Origin of the sequence: Desertibaculum subflavum, from assembly GCA_003576705.1 — a bacterium.
GTDB lineage: Bacteria > Pseudomonadota > Alphaproteobacteria > Ferrovibrionales > Ferrovibrionaceae > Desertibaculum > Desertibaculum subflavum.
On sequence record QOZS01000024.1, the window covers coordinates 39,714 to 53,931 of the forward strand.

16 protein-coding genes are annotated in these 14,218 nt (G+C 68.8%); 3 read left to right on the forward strand and 13 right to left on the reverse strand.

All coding sequences use genetic code 11. The features are described 5' to 3' along the window. The first annotated feature begins 7 nt into the window (after positions 1-7). Positions 8-607, forward strand: a complete 600-nt coding sequence (gene recR, locus DT074_RS14230; protein ID WP_119420523.1) for a recombination mediator RecR — start codon at positions 8-10, stop codon at positions 605-607. Here the strand turns inward: recR and hemA are convergent, their stop codons facing one another. From hemA to DT074_RS14265, 7 genes are all read right to left on the reverse strand, one after another. After that, complete coding sequence (hemA, locus tag DT074_RS14235) at positions 608-1,819, reverse strand: 5-aminolevulinate synthase (protein ID WP_119420524.1); 1,212 nt, start codon at positions 1,817-1,819, stop codon at positions 608-610. Positions 1,820-1,969: 150 nt separating this feature from the next. Further along, entirely contained in the window at positions 1,970-2,494 is a 525-nt protein-coding gene (locus DT074_RS14240) for a hypothetical protein (RefSeq protein WP_119420525.1), read from the reverse strand. 5 nt (positions 2,495-2,499) lie between these two features. Beyond that, entirely contained in the window at positions 2,500-3,012 is a 513-nt protein-coding gene (locus DT074_RS14245; protein WP_368744672.1) for a response regulator, read from the reverse strand. A 105-nt stretch (positions 3,013-3,117) separates the two neighbouring features. Beyond that, positions 3,118-3,399, reverse strand: a complete 282-nt coding sequence (locus DT074_RS14250; protein WP_119420560.1) for a DUF2312 domain-containing protein — start codon at positions 3,397-3,399, stop codon at positions 3,118-3,120. Positions 3,400-3,427: 28 nt separating this feature from the next. After that, positions 3,428-3,712: a DUF1244 domain-containing protein gene (locus DT074_RS14255; protein WP_119420526.1), complete on the reverse strand. Its 285-nt coding sequence runs from the start codon at positions 3,710-3,712 to the stop codon at positions 3,428-3,430. A 61-nt stretch (positions 3,713-3,773) separates the two neighbouring features. Next, positions 3,774-4,538 (reverse strand): N-formylglutamate amidohydrolase, encoded by a 765-nt coding sequence (locus DT074_RS14260; protein WP_119420527.1) that lies wholly within the window; start codon positions 4,536-4,538, stop codon positions 3,774-3,776. Positions 4,539-4,540: 2 nt separating this feature from the next. Then, on the reverse strand, positions 4,541-5,119 hold the full coding sequence (locus DT074_RS14265) for a malonic semialdehyde reductase (protein WP_368744673.1): 579 nt from the start codon (positions 5,117-5,119) through the stop codon (positions 4,541-4,543). A gap of 179 nt (positions 5,120-5,298) precedes the next feature. Between DT074_RS14265 and DT074_RS14270 the strand changes: the two genes are divergently transcribed. Together DT074_RS14270 and DT074_RS14275 are read left to right on the forward strand one after the other, a co-directional pair. Further along, entirely contained in the window at positions 5,299-6,273 is a 975-nt protein-coding gene (locus DT074_RS14270) for a polysaccharide deacetylase family protein (protein ID WP_162914902.1), read from the forward strand. A 2-nt stretch (positions 6,274-6,275) separates the two neighbouring features. Then, entirely contained in the window at positions 6,276-7,037 is a 762-nt protein-coding gene (locus DT074_RS14275; RefSeq protein WP_162914903.1) for an HpcH/HpaI aldolase family protein, read from the forward strand. Between the two features lie 48 nt (positions 7,038-7,085). Here the strand turns inward: DT074_RS14275 and DT074_RS14280 are convergent, their stop codons facing one another. The 6 genes from DT074_RS14280 to DT074_RS14310 all read right to left on the reverse strand — a co-directional run bounded on the left by DT074_RS14280 (position 7,086) and on the right by DT074_RS14310 (position 14,092). After that, positions 7,086-8,291, reverse strand: a complete 1,206-nt coding sequence (locus DT074_RS14280) for a CaiB/BaiF CoA transferase family protein (protein ID WP_119420531.1) — start codon at positions 8,289-8,291, stop codon at positions 7,086-7,088. Between the two features lie 135 nt (positions 8,292-8,426). Next, complete coding sequence (locus DT074_RS14285; RefSeq protein ID WP_119420532.1) at positions 8,427-9,164, reverse strand: CoA-transferase; 738 nt, start codon at positions 9,162-9,164, stop codon at positions 8,427-8,429. After that, positions 9,161-9,991 (reverse strand): CoA transferase subunit A, encoded by an 831-nt coding sequence (locus DT074_RS14290; RefSeq protein ID WP_119420533.1) that lies wholly within the window; start codon positions 9,989-9,991, stop codon positions 9,161-9,163. Before DT074_RS14290 ends, DT074_RS14285 begins: the two co-directional genes overlap by 4 nt. A gap of 93 nt (positions 9,992-10,084) precedes the next feature. After that, positions 10,085-10,660 (reverse strand): gamma-glutamylcyclotransferase, encoded by a 576-nt coding sequence (locus DT074_RS14295; RefSeq protein ID WP_119420534.1) that lies wholly within the window; start codon positions 10,658-10,660, stop codon positions 10,085-10,087. Then, the gene (locus DT074_RS14300; protein ID WP_119420535.1) at positions 10,647-11,555 is read right to left on the reverse strand and encodes a DMT family transporter; all 909 of its coding nucleotides are present in this window, start codon (positions 11,553-11,555) and stop codon (positions 10,647-10,649) included. The genes DT074_RS14295 and DT074_RS14300 overlap by 14 nt, the downstream gene beginning before the upstream one ends. Positions 11,556-11,767: 212 nt before the next feature. Continuing rightward, positions 11,768-14,092 carry a xanthine dehydrogenase family protein molybdopterin-binding subunit gene (locus DT074_RS14310; protein ID WP_119420536.1) on the reverse strand — a complete coding sequence of 775 codons (2,325 nt, stop codon included), beginning with the start codon at positions 14,090-14,092 and terminating at the stop codon, positions 11,768-11,770. Positions 14,093-14,218: the final 126 nt, after the last annotated feature.

Sequence of the window (14,218 nt, forward strand, 5' to 3'; positions counted from 1 at the left end):
GGGTGAGATCGCTTCCTTGACCGAGCTCGAGCGTCTGATCCAGCTGCTCGCCAAGCTGCCGGGCCTCGGGCCGCGCTCGGCGCGCCGCGCCGCGTTGCACCTGATCGACCGCCGCGAGCAGCTGCTGCGCCCGCTGGCGAGTGCGCTGACCGAGGCGGCCGAGCGCGTCAAGGCCTGCTCTGCCTGCGGCAATCTCGACACCCGCGATCCGTGCGGCATCTGCGCCGATCCGGAGCGCGATGGCACGGCGATTTGCGTGGTCGAGGATGTGCGTGACCTCTGGGCGCTGGAACGCGCCGGTGCCTTCAGGGGGCGTTACCACGTGCTCGGCGGCACGCTGTCGGCATTGGACGGCCGCGGCCCGGAATCGCTCCGCATCGGCGAACTGGTCGAGCGGGTCCGGGCGACCGGGGCGGCGGAGGTCATCCTCGCCATGAACGCGACGGTCGAAGGCCAGACCACGGCGCATTACGTGGCCGAGCGGCTGGAGCCGACCGGCGCGAAGCTGACGCGACTCGCGCAGGGCGTTCCGCTCGGCGGCGAGCTCGATTATCTCGATGACGGGACGCTGAAGGCCGCGCTCAGGGCGCGGCGGCCGGCCGGCTGATCAGGCTGCCTGGCGCAGCCCGAGCTCCTGCCACACGGCGGAGAGTGCATTGACCAGGTCGCGCATCATGGCGTCGTCGTGCAGCGGCGTCGGCGTGATGCGCAGGCGCTCGGTGCCGCGCGGCACGGTGGGATAGTTGATCGGCTGGATATAGATGCCGTGCTCGTCCAGCAGCCGGTCGGAAGCCTGCTTGCACATGGCCGGATCGCCGACGAAGACCGGCACGATATGGCTTTCGGAGGGCATCACCGGCAGGCCGGCTCTGGCCAGCATGGCCTTCAGGGTCGCGGCGCGCTCCTGGTGCCGCTCACGCATCTCGTCATGCGCGCGCAGATAGCGGATGCTGGCGCGCGCGCCGGCGGCGACCGCGGGCGGAATGGTGGTGGTGAAGATGAAGCCCGGCGCGTGGCTGCGCACCGCATCGACCAGGTCGGCCGAGGCCGCGATATAGCCGCCGACCACGCCGAAGGCCTTGGCGAGCGTGCCTTCGATCACGTCGATCCGCGCCATCACGCCGTCGCGCTCGGCGACGCCGGCGCCGGTCCGCCCGTACATGCCGACCGCATGCACCTCGTCGAGATAGGTCAGCGCGTTGTACGTCTCGGCGAGATCGCAGATTGCCGCCAACGGCGCGATGTCGCCGTCCATCGAATAGACGCTCTCGAAGGCAATGAGCTTGGCGCGATCGCGGCCGGCCGCCTTGAGCAGCTCTTCCAGATGGGCAAGGTCGTTGTGGCGGAACACCTGCCGTTCGCAGCCGGCATGGCGGATGCCCTCGATCATCGAGGCGTGGTTCAGCGCGTCCGACAGGATCAGGCAATCGGGCAGCAGCTTGCCGAGGGTCGACAAAGCCGCCTCGTTGGCGACGAAGCCCGAGGTGAAGACGAGGGCCGCGGGCTTGCCGTGCAGGCCGGCAAGCTCGGCTTCCAGCTCGATCACGGCGTGATGCGTGCCGGAGATGTTGCGGGTGCCGCCGGCCCCGGCGCCGTAGCGGTCGATCGCCTCGTGCATGGCCTCGATCACCGCGGGATGCTGGCCCATGCCGAGATAGTCGTTCGAGCACCAGATCACGATCTCCCGGCCGTTCGCCGTGCCGTGGTCGACGGCGCGCGGAAAGCGGCCCGCCTTGCGCGCCAGGTCGGTGAATACGCGATAGCGCCGCTCGGCCTTCAGCCGCGCGATCGCATCGCCGAAAATCCGGTCGTAGTCCATGACCCCGCTCGACCCTGCATGGCGCCCATCCTCCGGATGAACGCCCCAACCGGGCGGCATCATCCGCCCGGCCGGACCGGCTGTGAAGCCGGAATCGCGCGACAATTGGTCTCTTTGCCGCGATTTCGGTTAGCCCTTAGGCCGCCCGGCCTAGCGGGGCGCCGCCGATTTCGCGCGGTCGAGGCTGCGCTGAATGGCCTTGGCAAGGCCGCTTTCCACCTCGCGGCCGAGCGACCCGCCATCGCCTTTGACGCCGTGGCCGATGACGGCGCGCAGCGCGTCGACATGGGCGCCGACGATCTCGGGATCGGCCGGCACCTCGGCACCGCCGATCTCGGCCGTGCGTTCGAGATAGCGGCAGAGCGAGCCGGCGATGCCGGTCACCAGCTTGAAATCGAAGGTGGCGCCCTGGCCCTTGATGTCGTGCACCACGCCGTAGACAGATTGCAGCGCCTCGATGCGGGAGGCGGGCGCAACGGCAGCGGTGAAGGCGGCCGCCCCGGCTTCCAGCGCCGCCAAGTCGTTCGCCACCCAGCCGAGATAATCCCCGGCCATGTCCTGCAGCGCCGCCTCGGCGCGGGCGATCAGCCCGGGATCGGTCGGCCTGGGCGGTCCGACCTTGGCGCGCAGCGGATTGACCGGTTGGATCACCTCATAGGCGGCGGGCTTGGCCATCGGGCTCAGCCGTCCAGCATCTCGAGCGTGCCGACGCCCGCACCGCCGCGCGGAATATTCGGACCCGCATCGATGCCGCGGCGCAGTGGCCCGAAATAGGCACCATTGCGGACGAAGGGCCGCGGCCGCTCGACGACGGCCATGACCCGCTGATAGAGCGCGGTGACGCTGAGCGGCTTGGCCAGGAACTCGGTCACGCCGGCATCCCGGGCGGCGACCACTTTGTCGGGCTCCGAATAGGCCGAGGTCATGATGATCGGCAGGAAGCGGTTGGGGCTGCGGCCGTCCTGGCGCACGGCATGGGTGAAGGCGATGCCGTCCATCGGCCGCATCATCATGTCGCAGACCACGATGTCGACCGCCTGGCCGCGCAGGAGGTCGAGCGCTTCTTCGCCCTCCGGCGCCTCGACAATGTCGTGCGAGCCCAGCTGGTGCAGGATGGTGCGCACCAGCCGCCGCATCGGTTCATTGTCGTCCACCAGCAGGAACGACAGGTTTTCGAAGCTGTAGTAACTCACGGCGCGTTGTGGCTCCCCCAAACCATGCCACCTTCCGGTTGCGCTACAATTGTGAGCGCCGAGGGGTTTATGAATTCCTAAGCGCCGGCCGATCACGCCCGGCGATCATGCCATGCCGAGCGCCTGCATGTAGAGGTCGAGCAGGGCTTCCTGCTCCTGGCGGTCGGCCTGCTCCACCTTCCGCAAGCGAATGATCTGGCGGATGATCTTGGTGTCGAAGCCGGCGCCCTTGGCCTCGGCGTAGACCTCCTTGATGTCGTCGGCGAGCGCCTTCTTTTCCTCCTCCAGCCGCTCGATGCGGGCGACGATCTGACGCAGCCGCTCGGCCGCGATGCCGCCCACGTCGTTCGCCGGTTGCTCGTTCTTCGCCGCTGCCGTCGCTGCCATCTGTTCCTCGAACACTTTCGAATAGACCTCAATGCTTCGGTGGCTTGAACGCCGCCAGCTTCTCCGGCGACGCCTCGGTCTGGTGCTTCGCCTTCCATTCCTCGTAGGGCATGCCGTACACGATCTCGCGCGATTCGTCCTTGCTCATCTGGACGCCCTTGGCTTCGGCCGCCTCGCGGTACCAGTTCGACAGGCAGTTGCGGCAGAAGCCGGCGAGATTCATCAGATCCAGGTTCTGCACATCGGTGCGCTCGCGCAGATGTTGCACCAGCCGGCGGAACGCCGCCGCCTCCAACTCGGTCTTCTGGTCCATCGCACTCTCCTCTCCGAGGATCGATCGCCACCCCTAGAGATAGCGCGGACCGGGCTTGCGGTCAGTAGCGCTCGACGCGGAACGGCGTGGCTTCGGCCATGATCTCCGCCAGCACGCGGGCCAGGCGCCCGGCCCAGCGCTCCACTCCGGCCGGCCGGTCGATCTCGTCCTGGCGCACCTCGATCAGCACATGCGGCAGTCCCGCCGATGCGCCGTGCCGGCCCATCGTGTAGCCGACATGGCTCTTGCCCGAATAGGGGTGGTTGTCGCCGACCTCGAGGCCCGGCTCGGCACCGAGCTTCGCCATCAGCGGCACGGCGAGCCGCGGGTCCTGATCCCACAGGATGCCGCAATGCCACGGCCGGGCGCGGCCGCGCATCGTCGGGGTAAAGCTGTGGATCGACACAATGGCCGGCGCCTCGACGCTGCGCCGCATGACATCGATCTGCCGCGCGATCGCGTCATGATACGGCGTGTGGAAGCGCGCGATGCGTCCCGCAACCTCGTCGGACGACAAACCGCGATTGCCGGCGATGACGGTGCCGTCGGACAGCTCGCAGATCAGCGTCGGGTCGTCCGGCGCGCGGTTGCAATCGACCAGCAGCCGGGAGAAGCCCGACAGCACGGCCGGCGCGTCGAGCCGCTCGACCAGCGCCTCGGTCAGCGCGGCGGCGCCGATATCCCAGCCGATATGCCGCGCGAGTTCCGCCTCGCCGATGCCAAGCGTGCCGTAACCCTCGGGCAGTACGCGGCTCGCATGGTCGCAGGTCAGCAGCAGATCGCGCCGGCCGCCTTCCAGCAGGCGGAAGGCGGCATCCCCCGCCACGGCTACACGATCTGGCAGGCTTCGTCGAAATCGAGCCGCGGGTTGCGCGGGAACACGCCGGAGGGATCCCCGTAACCGATGTTGCAGAGGAAGTTGGACTTGATGCGGCCGCCGGGGAAGAACGCCGCATCCACCTTCGCGTTGTCGAAGCCCGACATCGCGCCGCAATCGAGACCGAGCGAGCGCGCGGCGATGATGAAATAGCCGCCCTGCAGCGAGCCGTTGCGGAATGCCGTGATCTCGCGCGCCGGGCCGTTGAACCAGTCCTTGGCCTCCGGCTTCTGCGGGAACAGCTTGGGGATCTGCTCGTTGAAATCCAGGTCGTAGGCGATGATGGCGCAGACCGGCGCCTGCATGGTCTTGTCCAGATTGCCGGCGGAGAGCGCCGGCGCCAGCTTATGCTTCGCCTCCTTCGATTGCACGAAGACGATGCGCGCCGGCGAGCAGTTGGCCGAGGTCGGGCCCCAGCGCATCAGATCGTACAGCGCTCGTAGCGTGATCTCGGAGACGGGCTTGTCGCTCCACACGTTGTGCGTGCGCGCGGCGCGGAAGATGGTGTCCAGGGCGGCGTCGGTCAGCATGTCGGCCCTTCTTGAAGGTTGGTCTGCCGGTCGAGGCATGGCCCCGGGGAAGCAGGGGAAGTGACTTCATTCACGAACCGTTCCAGACTAGTCATTGGTCCCGTTCGCGCAACCTCACTCCCCGGATGACCATTAACCGTCCCACCCTCCGCGCCGCGTTCGCGCTCATCTGCGGCGCGATGACGGTCGCCTCGCCGGCTGTCGCATGGGACCATCTGCCGGTGCTCGCCTATGGGCGCTTCGGCGCCGATGGCGGCCGCGGCATCCGCATCGAGCAGTTCGAGGCACATCTTGCCGAAATCACGAGCGGCGGTTGGAGCGTGCTGCCGCTGTCCGAGGCGCTGGCGGCCCTGCGCGAGCGGCGGACGCTGCCGGAGCGCTCGCTCGCCATCACCATCGACGGCACGCATGAATCGGTCTTCCTCGAAGCCTGGCCGCGGCTGAAACGGGCTGGCCTGCCGGCGACCTTGTTCGTCACCACCAACGCGCTCGACCGTGCGGTGCCGGGCTACATGAGCTGGGCGCAGCTTCGCGAGATGGCCGAGAGCGGCATCGAGATCGGCAGCCTGACGGTGGCGCATCCGCATCTGGCCGACCAGTCGCCCGCACGCATCGCGGAGGAACTGGCGCAGGCGCGGCGCCGCATCGAGGCCGAGATCGGCCGGCCGGCGGCCTTCTTCGCCTACCCCTATGGCGAGTGGAATGCCGGGGTGCGCGATGCCGTGGTCGGCTCCGGCCACGTGGCCGCCTTCGGGCAGCAATCGGGCGTGGTGCATGCGGGCTCCGACTGGTGGGCCTTGCCGCGCTTTCCGATGAACGAGGCCCAGGGCGGCATGACGCGCTTCCTGGTGGCGATCAACGCGCTGCCGCTGCCGGTGACCGGTCTGGAGCCGGCCGATCCGGCGCTGAGCAGCGCGCGCCCCGAGATCGGCTTCACCGTCGAGCCCGCGGTCGGTGCGCTCGACCGGCTCGCCTGTTTCGCCTCGAACGAGACCGGCCCGCTCGACCTCGACATCGATGGCCGTCGCGTGGCCGTCCGGCTCGCCCGCGACCTGCCGGCGGGGCGCACGCGCGTCAATTGCACCGTTCCGGGTCCGGATGGCCATTGGCGCTGGCTCGGCCTGCAACTGCATCTCGCCAAGGGAGGACAATGACGATGTTCCGCAAGAATCCGATGAAGGCCAAGCTGAAGGCCGGCAAGCAGCTGATCGGCGTGTGGCTGAACGGCACCGGCGCCGACAATGCCGAAGTGCTGACCCATAGCGGGCTCGACTTCCTCGCCATCGACCAGGAGCACGGCCCCGGCACCATTCCCAACCTGATCGACCAGCTGCGCGCCATGCAGGGCACCGATACCGGCTCGATCATGCGCGTGCCGTGGAACGACCTCGTCTATTTCAAGCGCGTGCTCGACGCCGGCATCGAAGGCGTGATCTGTCCGATGGTGGAGAACGCGGCCCAGGCGAAGGCGGTCGCCGATGCCTGCTACTACCCGCCGGTCGGCATCCGCGGCGCCGCCGGCAGCATCCGCGCGGCGACCTACGGCTACACCAAGGACTACAAGCAGAAGATCGGCGAGGAGCTGATCGTCGCCGTGCAGGTGGAGAGCGCGGCGGCGGTAGAGCGCATCCCCGACATCGCGGCGGTGCCCGGCATCGACATGATCTTCATCGGCCCGCGCGATCTCTCCGGCTCGATCGGAAAGCTCGACCAGTTCGAGGATCCGGAGGTCAAGGCGCTGGTGCGCCGCGCCGAGGAGCGCATCCTGAAATCCGGCAAATGGCTCGCCTCGGTCTCCTATCACAACACGCCGGACAAGGAGCTGTTCGCCCGCGGCTACCACATGGTCATCGCCGGCGGCGATCTCGGGCTGCTGGTCTCCGGCGCGCGCAACATCCTCGCCGCCGTCGGGCGGTGACCGCGCGGGAAGCGGGCGGCCTCTACAGTGCCGTCCGCTTCACGCGGCTCACTTGCGCCGTTCGACCAGGGCGATGCCGTCGGCGATCAGCTTGTCGATATCGGGCGCGGCATAACCGGCTTCGCCCAGCACCTCGCGGGTGTGCTGGCCGAACAGCGGGGGCTTGCGCCGTACCTCGGCCGGCGTGCGGCCGAACTTGATGGGGATGCCGGTGCCGCGATAGCCGTCCTTCTCCACCACCATCTCGCGCGCCTTGGTATGCGGGTGGTTCAGCACGTCGGGCACGGTGAGCAGCGCGCCGGCCGGCACGCCGAGATTCATCAGCTGCATGGCGAGCGCCTCGCCATCCTGGGCCGCCACCAGCGGCTCGATGATGTCGGCGAGGACGTCGCGATTGGCCTGGCGGTCCTTGTTGGTGCGGAAGCGCGGATCGTCGGCCAGCTCGGGCCGGCCGAGCGCGGCGCAGAACTTCCGGAATTGGCCGTCATTGCCGGCGCCGACCAGCACGGCGCGGCCCTTGGCCTGCACCACCTGGTAGGGCACGACGGTCGGATGCCGGTTGCCGGTCGGCTTCGGCACGTAGGTGGGATCCATCAGCACGTTCGGCGCGTGCGGGTGCTGGAAGGTCAGCGCGGTGTCGAACAGCGTCGTCTCCAGGAACTGGCCCTTGCCGGAGCGGCCGCGCTCCAGCATCGCCATCAGGATGCCGCCGGCCGCATTGAGGCCGGTGCCGATATCGACCAGCGGCACGCCGAGCCGCATTGGCCCCGATTCAGGCGAGCCGTTGACCGACATCAGGCCCGCCCAGGCCGCCACCATCGCGTCGTAGCCGGGGAAGCCGCCGAGCGGGCCTTCCGAGCCGAAGCCGGTGATGCGGGCATGGATCAGCCGGGGGAATTTCGCCGACAACTGCGCATAGCCGATGCCCCATTTCTCCATCGTGCCGGCCTTGAAGTTCTCGATCAGCACGTCGGCGCCTTCCAACAGGCGCAGCAGCACGGCGCGGCCCTCGGGCCTGGCGATGTCGAGCCCGATCGAGCGCTTGTTGCGGTTGATGCCGGAGAAATACGCCGACAGGCCGTCCTTGAACGGCGGGCCCCAGTCGCGTGTCTCGTCGCCCTGCGGCGGTTCGACCTTGATCACCTCGGCGCCGTGATCGGCCAGCATCTGCGTGCAATAGGGCCCACCCAGCACGCGGCTCAGATCCACCACCTTCACGCCGGCCAAGGCGCCTGCGGGTTTCTGTTCGGACAACGTCAATGCTCCTCTTTTCACCACGGAGAGCGCGGAGGACTCGGAGGCACACGGAGAGTGGTCTTCCGCGCGAAGCGCCCTGAAATTCTCCGCGTGCCTCCGAGTCCTCCGCGTACTCCGTGGTTAAACTGATTTCTACGCCGCGAAGGCGGTTTCGGCGAAGCGGGGATAGGTTTCGGCGATCTCGCGCCGGATGGTGCCGCGCAGGGCGGCCAGCGTCGCGGCGTCCGGCGCCGGCGTCTCCGGCACCACATCCGGCCGGTCGAAATCGAAACCGGTGTTATCGAGCACCTCTTCCACGCTGTGGCCCGGATGCACGCTCTTCAACACGAAGCGCACGCGTGCGGGATCGAAGTCGAACAGCGCGAGATTGGTCACGAGGTGGCGCGGCCCGCCGGGGCGGTAGATGCCGGGCTCGCTCACCCCCGGCGCGCTGATGAAATCCACCTTGGGCACGAACACGCGCCGCGTGTGCTCTTCGCGGAACAGGATCACCTTCGGCACCACGAAATAGAGATAGGCGGATCCGAAGCTGCCGGGCCAGCGCACGTCGTTGCGCGGATAGGTGCCGCCGGCGCCGACCAGGTTGATGTTGGCCTGACCGTCGATCTGGCCGCCGCCGAGGAAGAAGGTGTCGAGCCGGCCGGTGCCGGCGACGTCGAACAGCTCGCCATTGCCGTTGGTGAAGAAGTTGTTCTTCTGCGAGCCCAGCACCGTCACCCGCATCTGCCCGTGCGAGCGCATCCGCGTCAACAGCGCGGCGGAACCGGGGATCGGCGACGAGGCGCCGCAGGCGACGTGGCGGCAGCCCGCGAGCAGCGGCGCGATCACCGAGATCAGCAGTTCCTTCGTCGTGTAGGCGATGTCGCTCATTCCGCCGCGGCCCTCGCAGCCCCCATCAGCCGATCGAGCATGCGGGCGAATCCGGCCTCGCTGCGGGCCAGCTCGACATAGTCGCGCAGGAAGCCGTCATCGACGCCATAGCGGCCGGCCAGTCCGAGCGGCGTGGCGCCGCGCTTCGCTTCGGCGACGGCGCCGAGATACATCGCCGGGATGGTGCCGGCGGCGAGCTGCTCGTCGTCGAGGAAGCTGCCGTCGCGCACTTCCTCCACCGTGACCAGCGTGGTCTTCGCGGCATGCGCCATGGTCAAGAGCTCGCGCCGCCGGCCTATCCAGACATTGCCTTCCGCATCCGCCATCGGCGCATGGAACAGGGCGATATCGGCGCGCATCGCCGGCAGCGCCACCACCTTGTCGCCGGGCAGGAAGGGGTTGTCGATCACCGCCCAGTCCGGCCGGTTGGCCAAGAGGTCGGTGCCGAGGATGCCGCGCAAGGTGGTGAAGGGCTGGCCCTTCTCGGCCGCCTGCAGCTGGGCGAAGACCGCCGGGCAGGTGGTGTCCTTGACCGTAATGGTGCCCCGGCGCACGGCATCGACGAAGCGCGGCGCGCCGCCATATTCGCCGAAGGTTACCCCGGCCGTCTCGATGGCGGCGACGCAGCCGGCCCCGATCAGCAGGTCGGCCTGCAGCCCGCTGTTCGGCGCCGTGATCAGATTGAGGCCGCGCGCGCCGCGGCGGATCAGCGCGAGCGTCGCCGCCAGGGCGACACCCGCGCCGTCGACCGGGACGGTGATGCTGGCGCCATCGGGAATCTGGCGGACGAGCTCTTCCAGGCTGGCAAAGGCGGCCGCAGGTTGCATTGCCGTTTCCTCCTCGCTGGTCCAAGGCTAGCAAGCGCCGCCGCCGCGGTCCAAGGCGCCCGGCGCATGGCACCTATCGCTGGGGCCGGGCGGTCAGACGCGCGGGCCCTTTTCCAGCAGCGCCACGACGTCATGCGCCTTGCCGGCGCGGATGCCGAGCTCGTCCAGGTGCCGCACGGTGTCGCGCAGATACTCGACATTGCTGCCGCTCTGGCCGCGGCTGCGGGCGATCACCTCGGCGATATGCGCGGGCGACAGGCGACCGGCATAGGCCGGGTCGGCCGGATTGGCGACGAACGTGACCGCCTGCACCGGCGGATGCCGCTCGAGGAAGACCGGCAGCACCCGCACGGCATAGACCTCGTAGACCATCTCGCGGTTCCACAGATAGGTCAGCACCATCTCGCGGTCGCGCGCCCCGATGCGGTGCGCGATGCCGCGGCAGGCCCCGCCGCGGTCGAGGCCGAGCACCAGGCCGGGCGCCTCCGGCGTGCCGCGATAGAGCGTGGAATGGATGCAGAAGGCCCGGTGATAGCCGCGCAGCAAAGCAGGCCGGCTCTCCACCGGCGCGAAGCCCGGATTCCACATCAGCGAGCCATAGGCAAAGACCCAGGCATCGCCCGGCGGCAGCGGCGGATAGCGCGGCGGGCTCGGCCTAGCGGCGGACATTGACCAGCGCCACGCCGACCGCGATCAGCACCATGCCGGCGATCGAGACCGGCGCCAGCCGCTCGTCGAACAGGAACCAGGCGATCACCGCGGTGCAGGGCGGCACCAGGAACATCAGGCTCGATACCTGCGAGGCGGCGCCGCGGCGGATCAGGAGGAACAGCAAGGTGATGGCGCCGAGCGACAGCACGAAGATCAGCCAGGTCATGGCGAAGATCAGCCGGCCCGACCATTCCACCTGCATGGTCTCGATGAGCCAGGCGAGGCCCAGCATGGCGATGGCCGCGGCGACGAACTGGACGGCATTGCCGCTGCGCAGATCCGCGGGACCGCAGAACTTCTTCTGGTAGAGCGTGCCGGCGGTCATGCCGAACAGCGCCAGCACGGAAAGCCCCATGCCGAACGGCGTGCCGAGGCCGAGCGCCAGTTTCTCCCACACCACCAGCACGACGCCGGCCAGCCCGAGCAGGAAACCAAGCCATTGCCGCGCCGTCACCGTCTCGCCGAGGAACGGGCCGGCGGCGAGCGCAACCAGCAGCGGCTGAATGCCGGTGATCAGTGCGGAGACGCCGGCCTCGACGCCGTGATGGATCGAGGCGAACACGCCGCCGAGATAGACGCCGTGCAGCAGCAGGCCGGCGACCACCTGATGGCCGGCCTGCGCGCCGCGCGGCCAGGGCGCGCCGACCGCGAGCGCGACCACGATCAGGATGGCGGCGACGATGGCGAAGCGGATGCCGAGAAAGGTCAGCGGCTCGATATACGGCAGGCCGAACTTGGCGCCGATGAAGCCGGTGCTCCACAGCACGACGAACACGCCGGGCATGGCGGCGAGCCAGATCGCTTGCGACGCGGGCGCGCTGGCGGGCGGCTTCAAGCCGGCATCAGTGGTCATGGTGAGTCTTCGCCCCCAAGAGCAGTAACGTGTCATGCCCGGGCTTGACCCGGGCATCCACGGCTCTCCGCTGAGCTGTCGCTACCGCGTGGATGGCCGGGTCAAGCCCGGCCATGACGATCCTGAATCGCCGCGGCCCATTCCGGCAACTCATTTCGCTTGCCGCGGCGCACTGCCGTCTACGAGACGCGCGGCTCGCTCGGTCCCGGCTGCTACGCCGCCTTCGCGCCCCTGATCGCGCGCCACACCGCTTCCGGCGTCGCCGGCATGTCGACATGCGTCACGCCGTACTCGGCCAGCGCGTCGACCAGCGCGTTCATCACGGCCGGCGCGGCGCCGACCGTGCCGGCCTCGCCGGCGCCCTTGACGCCGAGCACGTTGGTGGTGGCCGGCACCACGTTGAGCTGGAAGCCGATATCCGGCAGGTCGTCGGCGCGCGGCAGGCCGTAATCCATGAACGATCCGCTCAGCAGCTGCCCGTTGGCATCATAGGCCGTGTGCTCGATCAGGGCCTGGCCGACGCCCTGCGCGATGCCGCCATGCGCCTGGCCTTCCAGGATCATCGGGTTGATCACCCGGCCCATATCGTCGACCACGGTATAGCCGACGAGCTGCACGCGGCCGGTATCCGGCTCCACCTCCACCTCGGCGATATGGCAGCCGTTCGGGAAGGTGCCGGCGACCTTGAACACCTCGTCGGCGTCGAGGCCGCCTTCCATGCCGGCCGGCCGCTTCGCCGGGTCGCGCGCCGCCTGGGCGACATCGAACAGCGACAGGCCGCGATCGGTGCCGGCGATGCGGAAGCGGCCTTGCGCGAACTCGATATCGGCGGTCGCCGTCTCCAGCAGGTGGCCGGCGATCTGCCTGCCCTTGTCGATCACCTTGTCGGCGGCGCCGACCAGGGCGCCGCCCTCGGAATAGAGCGAGCGCGCGCCGCCGGTGCCGCCGCCCGACTTGATCAGGTCGCTATCGCCCTGCACGACGCGGATCTTGTCGTAGGGGATACCAAGCTTCTCGTTGACCAGCTGCATATAGGCGGTCTCGTGACCCTGGCCGGTCGATTGCGTGCCGACCAGAAGGATGACGCTGCCATCGGCCTCGAACTTGATCTCGGCGCGTTCCTCGGTTGGGCCGGCCGTCGCCTCGAGGTAGCAGGCGATGCCGAAGCCGCGGGCCTTGCCCTTGGCTTTCGATGCCGCCTTGCGGGCGGCGAAGCCCGCCCGGTCGGCGGCCTTCAGCGCCAGTTCCAGGTTCTGCGCGAACTCGCCGCTGTCGTAGTTGAGGCCGGTCGGCGTCGCATAGGGCATCGCGCTCGGCGGGATGAAGTTGCGCCGGCGCAATTCCACCGCGTCGATACCGGTGACGCGCGCCGCCTTGTCGATCAGCCGCTCGACCAGGTAGTTCGCCTCCGGCCGCCCGGCGCCGCGATAGGCGTCGATCGGCACGGTGTTGGTCAGCACGCCCTTCACCTCGACGTAGATCTGCGGCATGCGGTACTGCACCGACAGCACGCGCGAACCCGCCATGGTCGGGATAAACGGCGCGAAGTTGGAGAGATAGGCGCCGAGATTGGCGAGCGTGGCGACCCGGAGTGCCAGGATCTTGCCGTCGGCGTCCAGCGCGATCTCGGCCTGGCTCAGGTTGTCGCGGCCCTGGGTGTCGCTGAGGAAGGCCTCGGCGCGCTCGCTGGTCCACTTGACCGGTCGCCCGAGCTTCTTCGCCGCATAGGTCACCAGCACGTGTTCGGCATAGAGGAACAGCTTCATGCCGAAGCCGCCGCCGACATCCGGCGTGATCACGCGCAGCTTCTCGGACGGGACCTTCAGCACCATCTCGGCCAACATGCGACGCACCGAATGCACGCCCTGGGTGTTGGTGTGGAGCGTGTAGCGGTCGCTCGTCGCGTCGTAGCTTGCCAGCGCGGCGCGCGCTTCCATCGAGGCGACGACGACACGGTTGTTCACGACTTCGATCGCGACCTTGTGCTTCGCCGCGGCGAAGGCTTCGTCGACCTTCGCCTTGTCGCCCTGGTGCCAGTCGAAGCAGAGATTGCCGGGCGCCTCGGCATGGATCTGCGGCGCGCCGGGCTTGAGCGCATCGCGCATGTCGGCGACGCCCGGCTCCTCGGCATAGTCGACCATCACCTGTTCGGCCGCGTCGCGCGCCTCAGTCAGGGTCTCAGCCACCACGAAGGCGACGGCATCGCCGACGAAGCGGACCTTTTCGGTCGCCAGCACCGGAAAGACCGGGCTGGCGCGGTCGGTCCCGTCCTTGTTCTTCAGGGGTACCAGGCAGGGCCGGGGGCCGATGCCGTCGGCGGCCAGGTCCTTGGCCGTCAAGACTCCCAGCACGCCGGGCACGGCGGTGGCGGCCGCGACGTCGATACCCTTGATCCGTGCATGGGCATGCGGCGACCGCACTACATAGCCATACACTTGATCGGGCAGGTTGATGTCATCGACATAGCGGCCATTGCCGGTGATCAGCCGCTGGTCCTCGAATCGGCGCAGCGCCTGGGCGGTTCCGAACTTCTCCATACGAGTTCTGGACTCACTTTCTGAAAACTGGGCTGTGGCGATCTTAGGGCGCGGGGGAGGGGCGGCAAGCTGCCGGTTGCTCATGGCAGGGTTTCGCGGCAGCTTGCCGGTTGCGAAACCCCGCGA